Source organism: Weissella thailandensis, from assembly GCF_005405465.1.
Classification (GTDB): Bacteria; Bacillota; Bacilli; order Lactobacillales; family Lactobacillaceae; genus Weissella; species Weissella thailandensis.
The window spans coordinates 1-13,718 of sequence record NZ_BJEC01000020.1 but is presented as its reverse complement, the minus strand read 5'-3'; the positions used below and the strand labels follow the sequence as shown (position 1 = coordinate 13,718).

The following is a 13,718-nucleotide window of genomic DNA, read 5'->3' as shown; positions in this document are numbered from 1 at the left end:
GTGTACATATGAATTTTGTGGCGATGGATTTTGAAACTGCAAGTGCCAAACGATACAGTGCGGTATCGCTTGGCTTGGCGGTTGTGCGTGATAATAAGCTTGTAGACGAATTTTATACATTAATTAAACCGGATAGTTTTTTTGACAAACGTAATACTCGGATTCATGGCATAACTGAGGCGGATGTTCTTGATGCCCCCATTTTTCCCGAAGTTTGGGAACAGGTGCAGCAATTTTACACGCCCAATCAGTTAGTCATTGCCCATAATGCATCCTTCGATAATGGTGTTTTGCGTGAAACACTGACGCATTACGGGATTGGCGTGCCACATTATTTATCTTTAGATACTGTACGTACATCGCGTAAGCTGTATCCAGAATTACCAAATCATAAATTGAATACGGTATCAGCAGCGTTAGGAATTGATTTGCAGCATCATCATAATGCACTTGATGATACAGTAGCGGCAGCTGAAATTTTAGTACGACAAGCCACTGATTTTGGTGTTGAACCGTTGAAACAGTTGGTTAAAGTGATTTAATTAAGGAATTAAAAAATGAAGATGTTGAATGAAATGTTTCCAAGTTACAACATTCAGGCGAATGTTAATTTAGGAAATTATACGAATACTCGTGTTGGTGGTCCAGCTGATTGGTGCTTTTGGCCAAAAACACAGCACGAATTGCAACAAGTGATTCGTTTCGCAAATGAGGCTGATTTACCAATTACTGTATTAGGAAATGCATCCAATCTAGTAATTACGGATGATGGCCGTCAAGGAGTGGTTATCCTTTTGACAGAAATGCACCAAATTGAAGTTTTTCAAAATAATATCACCGCTGAAGCAGGCGCCTGGATAATTGACGTTGCACAAATGGCTTATGACTATTCATTAACTGGTTTAGAATGGGCTGCAGGAATTCCAGGATCTATCGGTGGCGCTGTTTTTATGAATGCAGGCGCATACGGCGGTCAAATTGACCAGGTCGTACAAAGTGTGGATGTGATTACCCCGATGGGCGAAATAAAAACCTATCCAGTCGCTGATTTAGCCTTCGGATATCGTCATAGTTTAGTACAAGAAACTGGCGATATTATTATCAGTGCAACTTTTGCTATGCAATCCGGTAAACGAGCAGAAATTGGTAGTAAGATGACTGATTTTAACGAACGTCGGGCACAAAAGCAGCCTTTAGAATTTCCATCTTGTGGTTCGGTCTTTAAGCGACCAACAGGATATTTTGCGGGTAAATTAATTATGGATTCTGGCTTGCAAGGTTGTCAGATTGGTGGAGCACAAGTCTCTACAAAGCATGCTGGTTTCATTGTTAATCGTGGCCAGGCAACTGGTAGTGACTATGTCAACTTAATTAAGCATATTCAGCATGTCGTGTATGAAAAGTTTTCAGTAAACCTAGAAACTGAAGTTAGGGTACTAGGCAGAAAGTAAGAAAAGGAGCGTAGGTATGGCTTTACTGCAAACCGTTGTGGGCCTGACATTTTTGGTCGTGTTAGGTAATGTATTAGGCTACTTTCTAAAAAAAGTACCGGTCAGTTTAATTCAAATTGGATTAGGATTATTAGTTGCAATATTTCTAGATGTCGAAATCAAACTTGATACAGAATGGTTTTTACTTTTGTTTATCGCACCGTTGCTATATTCGGATGCGTGGCGGTTTCCCAAAAAAGAGCTTTGGGAATTGAGAGGACCAATTTTTGGTAATGCAATCCTGTTAGTATTTATTACCACGATTGTTGGTGGCTTTTTAATTTATTGGATGGTACCACAGTTGCCACTTCCCGTCGCATTAGCGATTGCAGCCATTTTGTCGCCGACTGATCCGGTAGCGGTGTCAGCAATAGCTTCTGAAGCAAAATTACCACCTTCAATTATGCATTTAGTCGCTGGCGAAAGTTTGATTAATGATGCCAGTGGGTTGGTCGGATTTAAATTTGCTGTTGCAGCTGCAACAGCTGGTACATTTTCACTTTGGCAAGCAACAGGTGAGTTCTTCTATGTTTCTATTATGGGAGCTTTAGTTGGAGCCTTGATGGGATTTTTAATTAACGGTATTGGTGATTGGTTGTCATCACATGCTATTAATGATGTTTCGTTACGAGTTGTTATTCAGCTATTTACACCGTTCTTAGTCTACATCACCGCCGAAGAAATTAATGCTTCAGGTGTTATTGCTGTGGTTGTTGCGGCCATTATTTTAAATATTCATACAAAGCATGATGTTGACTACACTGGTGAATTACATGTGATTGGTATTAATACATGGAATGTTTTTGGGTACTTATTGAACGGATACATATTTGTTATCTTAGGAATTGAATTCCCATTAGCAACGCATATCGGGCAAGTTATCTCACTACCTATGGCTATTTTGTATTCAGTAATTACTTGGTTTATTATCTTTGGGATTCGTGTTATTTGGACATATGTTACGCAATGGGTACGCTTGAAAAATCATAAGCATGAAACAGCTTCGTGGCGAGTGGCAATTACCTCAGGCTTAACTGGTGTTCGTGGTGCCGTAACGATGGCCGGAGTTTTATCTGTGCCACTTGTTACCGATAGTGGAGAACCTTTTCCACAACGGGCATTGATGCTGTTTATTGCAGCAATCACAATTATTTTGTCTTTGATTGCTGCCATTGTATTGTTGCCGATAGTTGGAGGCACAAAGAAAACGCAGGTACCACCTGGAACTAAAAAAGCTAAAGCGAAAGTCGCACAGCATATGTCAGAGCCACGTGCACGGGTCTATGTTTTACAGTCAGCTGTACGAGAAATTGAAGCACGTCGACGTGAATCAAATCAAATTGTCATTTATGAAATTATAAGACGATATCAAATTGAAATTCGGCAGTTACAATTGCAATTTATGAAAACGGATAAACTAAGTCCAATTTTGGATGCTGAAATGGCATTACGTCAAATTGGTCTTGAAGCAGAACGTAGCGCCATTCAGGGATTGTTAGTTGACGAACGAATTACGCCATTAGTATTTGCTAGTGAAGGCCGTCGTATTGATCGATCAGAATCTGAGCTGGATGATTTGGTTACCCATGATCGCGCAAAGCGAACTTGGCGTCAGATTCGACGTTTCTTGTTAAGTTTTGGTCGCATGATTCGTGTGTGGTTAAGTGATACTTCGTCAGATGCTCTTTTGACTGAGTATGAATTGGCAAGACATGAAGCTGCCAAAGAAGCAATCGCAGCAATTTCAAAATACATTACTACAGATGAGGCCCAAGATTCGCATCTCGATCAAACTGCAGCGTATAATTTAATTATTATGTATCGTTCACGCTTAGAACGGGAACGTCATGGTGGTAATGGTGTGCAGAGTGAAGAAGACCTAAAGTTAGAGTTAGAGCTAGTTGGGTTAAATGCACAGCGTGATGCAGTGCAACATCTAACAGAAGCGCATTTTATTTCGAATACAACAAGTAGGAACATTCGACAAAACATTAACTTTACGGAAGCAGGAAAGTTGACTAATCTGGAAGAATAGGAGTTTGTATGAATTTTGATATTGATGCATTATTAAAAAATATAAACATTGTCCGTATTATTGATGTCATCATTGTGTGGTGGGTGCTATATCGATTAATGATGTTGATTCGTGGTACTAAGGCAGTAACTTTACTGCGTGGTGTTGGAATTGTTATTATAGTGAAGGTTGTTAGTTGGTACTTCGGTTTAGCTACAATTTCATGGGTAACAGATCAAATTATTAATTGGGGAGTTATCGCGCTGGTTATTGTTTTCCAGCCCGAAATTCGACGTGGATTGGAACATCTTGGTCGCTCGGGATTGTTCAGGCAAAAACAGGCTTATCAATCCGAGAAACGTTTAGTTAATGAACTGGATGATGCGATTCAATATATGTCTAAACGACGGATTGGTGCTTTAATCTCAATTGAGATGGAGACGGGGTTGGAAGAATATATTGAAACTGGTATACCGATTGATGCTGAAGTTTCAAGCCAACTATTGATCAATACTTTTATTCCGAATACGCCCTTGCATGATGGGGCGGTTATTTTAAAGGATAATCGTTTAGCCACTGCGGCCGCTTATTTACCACTGTCAGATAGCGCCACGATTCCTAAAGAACTTGGAACGCGTCATCGTGCATCAGTGGGAATTTCAGAGGTAACCGACGCCTTGACAATCGTTGTGTCTGAAGAAACGGGTGCGGTATCAATTACTAGAAATTCAGAGTTGATGCAGTCATTATCGCGTGAAGATTATCGCAAATATTTGACTCGTCAACTCGTTACATCAGATGAGACGGCTGATCAATCTTGGTGGACACAATTACGATCATTCTTAAAACGAGGAGATAAGTAATATGAAACGACGTACTGATAAAATTGTGTATAGTCTGTTGACATTAGTTGTCGCCGTCTTTATGTCTGCATATACTGATTCGCAATCAACGGCCTCTAATCGTCGATCGAACGATGATACTAGCCAACTATCTACTATTGGTAAAATAACATCATCTCAGTCTGAAACGGTTAGTGTTCCTATTCAATTTTCAGGAATTAACACGGATGATTATTATATTAGTGGTGCACCAGATAATGTTGCTGTGACAATAAGTGGACCGTCAGCGTTGGTGACAGCTGCTAAAAATACGAAGAACTTTCAAGTATCAGCAAATTTAAAGAACTTATCAGATGGTACGCATACAGTTAGCCTTAAAGTTACCGGTTTAAATAAGGATTTGACGTATAAGCTCAAAACACCTAAGGTAACATTGACCATGTATAAGCGAACTTCTTCATATTATTCAGTGAAAACTAATTATAATAAGGATGCTATTGCTGATGGTTATACAGTCGGCACAGTTACTTCGTCAGTGAATAACGTGCAAATTATGGGACGCCAAGCAGCAATTAATGCAGTGGATAATGTTGTGGCTGATGTGCAATTGAAGCGAGATACCAAGAAGACCGTTAGACAAAAGGTAACGCTACAAGCAGTCGATGTTAATGGCAATCCAGTTGATGTCGCTGTGTCACCTCAGGCAACGACAGTTAAGGTCCCCGTTAAAACAGGTAATGGCACAAGACAAATACCATTGGACCTAAAGACGAAAAATGGTAATGCTTCAGAGTTTTCATTGTCTGGGTCAATTAATGAAGTCGCCGTACAAGGAAATACTGATGTGTTAAACAAGATTAAGAATGTTGAGGCTGTTGTAGACTTATCAGGAGTAACGACAACAACAGAAAAAGACGTCACGATTAAAGTGCCAGATGGTGCCGAAAGTGTCGATCCAAAAACAGTATCGGTGGTTATAACGCCGAAGGAGTAGAAAGAGAAATATGGTTGAATTACATTATTTTGGAACTGATGGCGTGCGAGGCATTGCCAATAAAGAATTGACGCCTGAGTTAGCATTTCGTCTAGGACGCATGGGTGGTGCAGTATTAACACGCCATGCCGTTGATCACCGGCCACGAGTGCTTGTTGGACGTGATACAAGAATGTCAGGACCATTATTGGAACATGCATTGATTTCTGGATTACTCTCTGTTGGTATTGAGATTCAACGTTTAGATGTTATTTCCACACCAGGTGTTGCTTATTTGGTTCGCGCACAAAAAGCTGATGCTGGTGCGCAAATTACGGCCTCACACAATCCAGCAGCAGATAATGGGATTAAGTTTTTTGGTTCTGATGGTATGAAGTTATCGGATGAATTAGAAGCTGAAATTGAAGCCTTGCTTGATACACCAGAAGATACGCTACCACGCCCAGCAGCTGAAGGATTGGGAACGATTTCTGACTTTAAAGAAGGAACAGCCAAATACTTAGAATACCTGCAGACGACAATTCCAAGTAGCTTAGATGGTATGAAGTTGGCCATTGATGCTGCTAACGGTGCGACATCAGGCTTAGTAGCTAACCTATTTGCCGATATGGGAGCGGACTTTGAGACAATGGGCACATCACCAGATGGTGTGAACATTAATCAAAACGTTGGGTCAACGCATCCAGAGGCATTGGCTGACTTTGTACTTGAAAATGAAGCGCAAGTTGGTCTAGCTTTTGACGGTGATGGTGATCGTTTGATTGCCGTAGATGAAAAGGGACAGATTATTGATGGTGATCAAATTATGTTTATCGTCGGTAAATATATGTCGTTACACGGTCGTTTGAAGCAAGACACTATTGTAACGACTGTGATGTCCAACATCGGTATGTACAAAGCAATGTCAGAAAATGGCCTTAATTCTGTGAAAACTGCAGTTGGAGACCGCTATGTTGTTGAAGAAATGATTAAGTCTGGATACAATTTAGGTGGTGAACAATCTGGACATGTTGTCTTCTTGGATTGGGCCACAACCGGTGATGGGATGTTAACAGCGTTACAGTTGTTACACGTGATGCAAGAAACAGACAAACCATTATCTGAACTAGCTGCAGAAATGACAGTCTACCCACAAAAGCTTGTGAATGTGAAAGTTCAGGATAAGAAAGCAGCATTATCAAATGAGACAATCAAGCAAATTATTGCTGAAGTTGAATCTGAAATGGGAAATGAAGGTCGTGTACTTGTTCGCCCATCAGGTACACAAGATTTACTACGAGTTATGGCCGAAGCACCAACTCGTGAGACTGTTGATGAATATGTTGATCGAATCGTCGCAGTTGTTGAACAAGAGGTTGGTGTTGATTAATGTCAGCAGATTTTCAAACGTTAGATATTATTGAAGAAATTACACGCAATGATGGGTCAACGTATAAGGAAATTGGTAATCTATTGCACAACGGTCAAGCTGAGTATGCTGTTGAAGAGGGTATGATCAAGAAAGTTCGCATTTTAAAAATTAACATACCGCATTCCAAGAATGTTGAAAGTTATGAAAAATTTGTTAATGATAACTTTGAAATACCTGCAAACATTGCGATTTCAAAATATACCGAATGGCAACGGACCCCAGAGATGGATGCTGTTGTTGAAAAGATTTTAGCTGAAAATAAAGTGAGCTAAATTTAAGAACCACGAAATACTATTACATCTTGAAACTATCAAGTGTCACGATTGTATTTCGTGGCTCTTTTTTTGTTCAGTTAGTAATTAAGTTATTCTTTATCGTTGACATACCATTATACGTTATATAACATAATGGTATACAGAATATAATATAGGGAAATAAGGCGAATGGTCTTGAATATTCAAGTACCGTGCTTTTTCCGTTATAAACAGAAATTTGTTATTATAGGTAGTAAGCAATTTTGTGAAAGGTTGACCAGTAATGAATATCGGATTATTTACAGATACCTATGCACCTCAAGTTTCTGGTGTTGTATCATCAATTCAGACACTCCGACAACAACTAATAAACCGTGGACATCGGGTATATATTTTTACCTCAACTGACCCTAATGTCCCCAAAGAAGTTTTAGAACCCGATGTTTATCGTTTTCCAAGCTTTCCGTTTATAGGGTTTAAAGACCGTCGGTTATCATATCGTGGCGCAATTCAGGCAATTCAGTTAGCTAAAAAACTTGAACTTGATATTGTGCATACACAAACAGAGTTTTCATTAGGGTTAATGGGGAAATTAGTCGCTAGACAATTAAAAATACCCGTTGTGCATACTTTTCATACAAATTATGAAGATTATTTACATTATGTTGCTAATGGTAAAATTATTCGACCAGCTAGTGTGGCAGTGATTGCACGTAGTTACATGGCCGGCATGACGGGTGTCATTGCGCCATCTAGGCAAACGTTTGATACGTTAACGAAATATAAAGTTTCTGCACCCATTGAGATTATACCCACTGGTGTCAATGTGCAACATACCGAGCAAGAGGATAAAAGTACTTATTTACGTGAAAAATTGGGATTAGATAGTCAAACCCCTGTTGTTTTATCATTAGGACGAGTTGCTTTTGAAAAAAATATTGATACGGCATTAGCTGTATTTGCTGAGGTGTTAGACCAAGTACCCGATGCGATGTTTGTGATTGTTGGTGATGGACCAGCAATGTCTGCCTTAAAGGATCATGTGCGTTCGTTAGAAATTGCCGACCATGTCATTTTTACGGGAGAGGTGGACCATCAAGAAGTATATGGGTATTACAAATTAGCGGATGTTTTCTTATCAGCTTCTGTATCAGAAACGCAAGGATTAACATTTATTGAGGCGATGACGGCTAATACACCAGTTGTTGCTATGCGTAGTCCGTATTTAGAGACGGTTGTGCTGGACAAAAATATTGGTTCACTTGCCGATGACAGCTATGATTTATTAGCACCACTAATCATGTATTTAAATGCAAAGAAGCAGCAACAAGTTATTGGGAATCCAACAACGCGACAGAAAGTATTGCATGACATTGATCAAGTAACTTTTGGACAACGAGTGTTAGATTTTTACTCTGAAGCGTTAGTTGTGTACCATGAAGAGGAGGATATGGAAGAGGCTGATAGTAATGATTTTGAATATGCAAAATCGTTTTTGTCTAGACCTCCTTTCCATAAAAATGAAAAATGATTCGAATCACAATGTTCTCTGCGGCTGAAACTGTCCCTGGTCAAGGAGTAGGATCTGCTTATCGGGAACTAGTTAATTTATTAACTGATAGGTTTCCAGACAAGTTTGATTTAAAATTTAATAGCTTATCAAGGACTGATATTAGTCACTATCACACCATCAATTTTGGCTTCTTTTTGAATACCTTTTTACCAGGGAGAGGTACAAAAATTGGCTATGTGCATTTTTTACCAGAAACCTTGGAGGATTCCATTAATTTGTGGTCACCGATTAAAAAAATCTTTTATTGGTATGTGATGACGTTTTATAAGCGGATGGATCAAATTGTGGTAGTGAATCCAGTATTTATTGATAAATTAGTTGCGCTAGGTGTTGCTAAAGAAAAAATTACTTTTATTCCTAATTTTGTCTCAAAGGATGAATTCTTTCCTATACCGGATAATCAAAAGGCAGGTATTCGTCAAAAATTATCTTTACCGGAAGATGCATTCATTGTTTTAGGGGTTGGACAAGTACAAGTTCGTAAAGGGGTGTTGGATTTTATTCAATTAGCCAAAGATAATCCAAAATGGACATTTGTTTGGGTTGGTGGTTTCTCATTTGGGGCAATCACGGCTGGTTATGAAGAGCTAAAAAAAGTTGTTGATAATCCACCAAAAAATTTAATTTTTCCAGGCATAGTAGATAGAGGTCTGATGAACGACTACTATAATGCTGCAGATGTTTTCCTGTTACCAAGTTATACAGAGTTATTCCCCATGTCTGCTTTAGAGGCATTCAGTACAGGAACACCAACAATTTTACGCGACTTAGACTTATACCGCGCCATTATTGATGGTTACTATTTGCCAGCGAATGATAGGGTGGGTATGCAGACCCAGCTTAATCAGTTAGCGGCTGATCAAACATTACAACATCAGGTGGCACAACAGTCATTAGCTGCATCCGAATATTATTCAGCAGCGCATGTTTCTAGAATTTGGGAAGATTATTATATAACCCAGCTTCGTGAAAAAACTGACGGAGGACATGAATGACAAGGCGAAACGGCATTGTATTTGTTCTGATGATGGTTGCTGGTATTGCTATATTTACTTGGTCCTTTCGAGATATCAGTATGGACCAACTTATGCAAGACCTTCGCGGTGCTAATTGGTGGTGGTTATTAGTTGCATTACTAGCAATGGTTATCTATTTATTGCTGGAATCAATTGTTGTGAAGATTTTTGTTGATGATTCTAATGAGAAGTTATCATGGTCTGATGCAATACGGGTTCCTTTGGTTGAACAGTTTGGAAATGGTATCACACCATTTTCAGCAGGGGGTCAACCCATGCAATTAATTACGCTTATACAGGCGGGGATAGACCCTGGACGAGCAGGCTCAATTTTATTGATGAAATTTGTTGTTTATCAAGCAATGATTGTCATAAATTTCTTTATTGCCATTATCGTGGGCTATCAATTTATTGCTGATAAGCTAAAGGCATGGTCTTTATTTGTTATTTTAGGATTTATTATTCACTTGATTGTAATTATTACGTTATTATTAGTCATGTATTGGCCAGGGTTAACTAGAATGCTTGTTAAACTAGTATTTAAGCCAATTAAGTGGATTAAACCTACAAAGGCAGTGCAATGGCAACAAATTGTGGATGAAAAGATTAAGAACTTTCATTCTGAAAGTACTAGAATGAGCCATGAGTGGCGGGCGTTAGTTAAATCTTTTGTTTTGACATTGATACAATTAATGTTCTATTACTTAATTCCATATTTCATTCTATTAGCTTTAGGGGCATCACATGTTAATATCATTTTAGTGATGTCGCTACATGTATTAATTGTTATGGTGATTTCTTTGTTTCCAATTCCTGGTGGTACAGGTGGTGCTGAAATTGGATTTTCATTACTATTTTCAACGTTTTTGCCCAATGCAGGTTTATTAGTCTGTGCGATGGCATTGTGGCGCATTATTACCTATTATTTAGGAATGTTTGCTGGTATTATAGCTTTTAATATCAAATCTAAACAGCGAGGTTAGAAATATGTTGGCGGAAAATGATTTAAATAAAATTGTGCGAAGAATTCAGGCCATGCGGCGTGATGATCGAACAACCGTTCAACAACGTGATTTTAGTGTGTTTGGTGTTCCTGTTGTGACCGTGCTATATGATTCTGCTTCAGGAGTCTTTGCACTAGAAACAACGGAAAGAAAACAGCGCCGTTTTGCTTTTGATGATGTTGATTTGCTAGCAATTGACATTTATGAGGCATTGGTTGAATTCAAAGAATCGTTCTAGTAAACCATAAGGAATGTTTATGGTGTTTTTTATACAATATTAGGTTGTTAACCAGAATTTGGTTACTTATATTTGAAATGAGAAACAGTTAAAAAATATTTGGAGAGAATAAAATGCAACGAGTTATGTTAGCCATTAAGAAAAAATGGCCAGATTTCAACGATACCGTTGGCTTCTTCTTGCTATCTGTATTCTTAGTATGGCTAAAGACATACTGGGCATATAAGACAAGCTTTTCTTTAGGTGCTAGTGGCACCTTACAAGAATTTATCTTAATCATTAATCCACTACCAACAGCGATTATACTATTTAGTATTGCGTTGTATTTCAGAGGTAAATTAGCTTACTGGTTAATGATTCTGATAAATTTGATTCAGTCAATTTGGCTGTTTGCGAACATGTTGTATTATCGGGAATTTTCAGACTTTTTGTCATTGAACATCATTAATTCCGGTGGTTCAGTTGATAATAACTTGGGTAAATCAATCGCAGGTATTATAAGCCCATTTGATTTTTTAGTATTCTTGGATATTATTATTCTGGTGTTACTATTAGTTTTCAAGCGAATTAAGTTTGATAAAGAGGTTGTTCAAAAGCGGTTTGCTGCTTTGATGACAATCTTTGGAATTGTGTTGATGCTTGTTGGCTATGGTATATCAAGTAAAGATCGTTCAGGTTTATTAATGAGAACATTTGATAATAACTATATTGTTAAGTATCTTGGCTTAAATGAATATGCAGCATATAATGTTTTCAAAACGAAACAAACGGCGGACATCAAAAAAGAAGCGTCCGCTGATGACCTTAACAAAATCAAAGATTATTTGAAGGACAATAAGACCTTACAAAATTCAACTTACTTTGGTAAGGAAAAGGGAAAGAATGTAATTGTCTTCCATCTAGAGTCATTCCAACAATTTTTGTTAGATTATAAAGTTGATGATGTTGAAGTTACGCCTAATTTGAATAAGTTTTATCATGATCAAAGTACATTGTCATTTGATAATTTTTACAACCAAGTTGGGCAAGGTAAGACGGCCGATGCGGAAATGATGCTTGAAAATGGGTTGTTCGGTACAGCATCAGGTTCTGCGATGGTTAATTATGGAACATCTAACACTTATCAAGCGGTACCAGCTATCTTAGATCAACAAGGTTATACATCGGCAGCGTTCCATGGGGATGTCGCCTCTTTCTGGAACCGTGATAATACTTATAAGTCTTGGGGATACGATTACTTCTTTAGTAAGCCATATTATAAAAATGCAAATAACTCGGATTATAATATCGGATATGGTATGAAGGACAAGATTTTCTTAAAAGACTCTGCCAAGTATTTAGAACAGTTGCCACAGCCATTTTATTCAAAGGTCATTACGGTCACAAATCATTATCCATATGACTTAGACAGTCAAAATGCGTCTATCGCTAAAACAAAGACGAATGATAAGACCGTCGATGGCTATGTACAAACGGCTCGCTATTTGGATCAATCCTTTGGTGAATTCTTAAGCTGGCTCAAAAAATCTGGCCTTTATGATAATTCAATGTTGGTTCTATATGGTGATCATTATGGTATTTCAGAAAATCACAAATCGGCAATTGCGAAGTTAACTGGTAAGAAGAGCGTTTCAAACTATGACTTAGCTAATTGGCAAAAGGTACCATTCATGGTTCATGCGCCAGGGTTGAAGGGTGGCATTAACCATACTTATGGTGGTGAAATTGATGTTATGCCAACATTGTTGCATCTGTTAGGTGTTTCAACTGATAAAAATATTCAGTTTGGACAGGACTTGTTAGCGACAAATCGTCGACAGGTAGTACCATTTAGAAATGGTGATTGGGTTTCTGCTGAATTTATGAAGTATGGTGGCAGTTATTATGTAACAACCACTGGTACAAAAATCAATCCAAAAGAAGATCCACGTGCGAAAGATATTATCGATGACACACAGAAATACGTTGATAAGATGTTGACGTATTCAGATGATGTACAAACAGGTGATCTGTTACGTTTCTATAATCCTGACGGCTTTAAGAAGGTTAGTAGTAAAGATTATTCATATCAAAAAGCTAATGGACTGAAGCAACTAAAGAAGGCTAACAAGAATAGTGATACATCAGCTAAATCAAAAAATGATAATCAAACAACATTAAAAGATTATATAACTGATGCACCAGAACTAGGCGGTAAACCACAAACTATCCAGGAAGCATCATCTAGTCAAGATGATGAAAATGATGATAGTGATAGTAGTTCGTCATCTGATACTGATGAAGATCAATGATTTTTTGAATCACTAGTGTTAATAAATTTAAAACGATAAGCTCACTGTAACTTACCCTTGTAATAGGGGGACTTGCAGTGGGCTTTTTAATGTTCGTTAAAAAGATGATAAAACTTGTTGTTGACGAACGTTCATTTCTAAGGTATATTATATGAGCGGTCGAAAAACCGACATTATACAAATTAATGATGATAAGAAAGTTGTTGACTTTTAAAAATCATGTCTGTATAATAAATTAAGTTGTCGACAGGGCAACGGCTGTTGATCATTGAAAACTGAATATCGTTTCGATGAAACAAATGTGTAGGGTCATCAAGTAATTTACTTGATACAAAACATTTGTGAAGTCAATTCACTAATAAATTCGTTTAACTTCTGTTAAACAAATAACAACAAATTGAGTTATACTCAAACTTTTAAAATGAGAGTTTGATCCTGGCTCAGGATGAACGCTGGCGGCGTGCCTAATACATGCAAGTCGAACGCTTTGTTTTTAATTGATCTGAAGAGCTTGCTCTGATTTGATTTTATCTGACAAAGAGTGGCGAACGGGTGAGTAACACGTGGGTAACCTACCTCTTAGCAGGGGAT

The 13,718-nt window shown here is 38.0% G+C and carries 12 protein-coding genes and 1 rRNA gene; all 13 read left to right on the top strand.

Going from position 1 to position 13,718, the window contains the following annotated elements:
• Positions 1-8 precede the first annotated feature (8 nt).
• Positions 9-542 carry a 3'-5' exonuclease gene (locus tag FFM62_RS08515; RefSeq protein WP_115471586.1) on the top strand — a complete coding sequence of 178 codons (534 nt, stop codon included), beginning with the start codon at positions 9-11 and terminating at the stop codon, positions 540-542.
• 15 nt (positions 543-557) lie between these two features.
• On the top strand, positions 558-1,451 hold the full coding sequence (murB, locus tag FFM62_RS08510) for a UDP-N-acetylmuramate dehydrogenase (protein ID WP_115471587.1): 894 nt from the start codon (positions 558-560) through the stop codon (positions 1,449-1,451).
• Positions 1,452-1,467: 16 nt separating this feature from the next.
• Positions 1,468-3,525, top strand: coding sequence for a Na+/H+ antiporter (locus FFM62_RS08505; protein ID WP_115471588.1), 2,058 nt, complete (start codon positions 1,468-1,470; stop codon positions 3,523-3,525).
• 8 nt (positions 3,526-3,533) lie between these two features.
• On the top strand, positions 3,534-4,367 hold the full coding sequence (cdaA, locus tag FFM62_RS08500; protein ID WP_115471589.1) for a diadenylate cyclase CdaA: 834 nt from the start codon (positions 3,534-3,536) through the stop codon (positions 4,365-4,367).
• A 1-nt stretch (position 4,368) separates the two neighbouring features.
• On the top strand, positions 4,369-5,340 hold the full coding sequence (locus FFM62_RS08495) for a CdaR family protein (protein ID WP_115471590.1): 972 nt from the start codon (positions 4,369-4,371) through the stop codon (positions 5,338-5,340).
• 10 nt (positions 5,341-5,350) lie between these two features.
• Positions 5,351-6,709: a phosphoglucosamine mutase gene (glmM, locus tag FFM62_RS08490; RefSeq protein ID WP_115471591.1), complete on the top strand. Its 1,359-nt coding sequence runs from the start codon at positions 5,351-5,353 to the stop codon at positions 6,707-6,709.
• Positions 6,709-7,023, top strand: a complete 315-nt coding sequence (locus tag FFM62_RS08485; RefSeq protein WP_075269253.1) for a hypothetical protein — start codon at positions 6,709-6,711, stop codon at positions 7,021-7,023. Before glmM ends, FFM62_RS08485 begins: the two co-directional genes overlap by 1 nt.
• 265 nt (positions 7,024-7,288) lie before the next feature.
• Positions 7,289-8,536: a glycosyltransferase family 4 protein gene (locus FFM62_RS08480; protein ID WP_115471592.1), complete on the top strand. Its 1,248-nt coding sequence runs from the start codon at positions 7,289-7,291 to the stop codon at positions 8,534-8,536.
• On the top strand, positions 8,533-9,573 hold the full coding sequence (locus tag FFM62_RS08475) for a glycosyltransferase family 4 protein (RefSeq protein WP_115471593.1): 1,041 nt from the start codon (positions 8,533-8,535) through the stop codon (positions 9,571-9,573). Before FFM62_RS08480 ends, FFM62_RS08475 begins: the two co-directional genes overlap by 4 nt.
• On the top strand, positions 9,570-10,577 hold the full coding sequence (locus FFM62_RS08470; RefSeq protein ID WP_115471594.1) for a lysylphosphatidylglycerol synthase transmembrane domain-containing protein: 1,008 nt from the start codon (positions 9,570-9,572) through the stop codon (positions 10,575-10,577). Before FFM62_RS08475 ends, FFM62_RS08470 begins: the two co-directional genes overlap by 4 nt.
• A 4-nt stretch (positions 10,578-10,581) precedes the next feature.
• Positions 10,582-10,836 (top strand): DUF1797 family protein, encoded by a 255-nt coding sequence (locus FFM62_RS08465; RefSeq protein ID WP_115471595.1) that lies wholly within the window; start codon positions 10,582-10,584, stop codon positions 10,834-10,836.
• Positions 10,837-10,949: 113 nt separating this feature from the next.
• Positions 10,950-13,127, top strand: a complete 2,178-nt coding sequence (locus FFM62_RS08460) for an LTA synthase family protein (protein WP_115471596.1) — start codon at positions 10,950-10,952, stop codon at positions 13,125-13,127.
• 417 nt (positions 13,128-13,544) lie between these two features.
• Positions 13,545-13,718: ribosomal RNA gene (locus tag FFM62_RS08455) — 16S ribosomal RNA — on the top strand; the annotation flags it as partial.

What these genes read in the sequence shown, in the direction of transcription:
- FFM62_RS08475 (WP_115471593.1), top strand. Translation starts at nt 8,533, where the DNA reads ATGATTCGAATCACAATGTTCTCTGCGGCTGAAACTGTCCCTGGTCAA.
- FFM62_RS08495 (WP_115471590.1), top strand. Translation starts at nt 4,369, where the DNA reads ATGAAACGACGTACTGATAAAATTGTGTATAGTCTGTTGACATTAGTT.
- glmM (WP_115471591.1), top strand. Translation starts at nt 5,351, where the DNA reads ATGGTTGAATTACATTATTTTGGAACTGATGGCGTGCGAGGCATTGCC.
- murB (WP_115471587.1), top strand. Translation starts at nt 558, where the DNA reads ATGAAGATGTTGAATGAAATGTTTCCAAGTTACAACATTCAGGCGAAT.
- cdaA (WP_115471589.1), top strand. Translation starts at nt 3,534, where the DNA reads ATGAATTTTGATATTGATGCATTATTAAAAAATATAAACATTGTCCGT.
- FFM62_RS08480 (WP_115471592.1), top strand. Translation starts at nt 7,289, where the DNA reads ATGAATATCGGATTATTTACAGATACCTATGCACCTCAAGTTTCTGGT.
- FFM62_RS08460 (WP_115471596.1), top strand. Translation starts at nt 10,950, where the DNA reads ATGCAACGAGTTATGTTAGCCATTAAGAAAAAATGGCCAGATTTCAAC.
- FFM62_RS08465 (WP_115471595.1), top strand. Translation starts at nt 10,582, where the DNA reads ATGTTGGCGGAAAATGATTTAAATAAAATTGTGCGAAGAATTCAGGCC.
- FFM62_RS08470 (WP_115471594.1), top strand. Translation starts at nt 9,570, where the DNA reads ATGACAAGGCGAAACGGCATTGTATTTGTTCTGATGATGGTTGCTGGT.
- FFM62_RS08515 (WP_115471586.1), top strand. Translation starts at nt 9, where the DNA reads ATGAATTTTGTGGCGATGGATTTTGAAACTGCAAGTGCCAAACGATAC.
- FFM62_RS08485 (WP_075269253.1), top strand. Translation starts at nt 6,709, where the DNA reads ATGTCAGCAGATTTTCAAACGTTAGATATTATTGAAGAAATTACACGC.
- FFM62_RS08505 (WP_115471588.1), top strand. Translation starts at nt 1,468, where the DNA reads ATGGCTTTACTGCAAACCGTTGTGGGCCTGACATTTTTGGTCGTGTTA.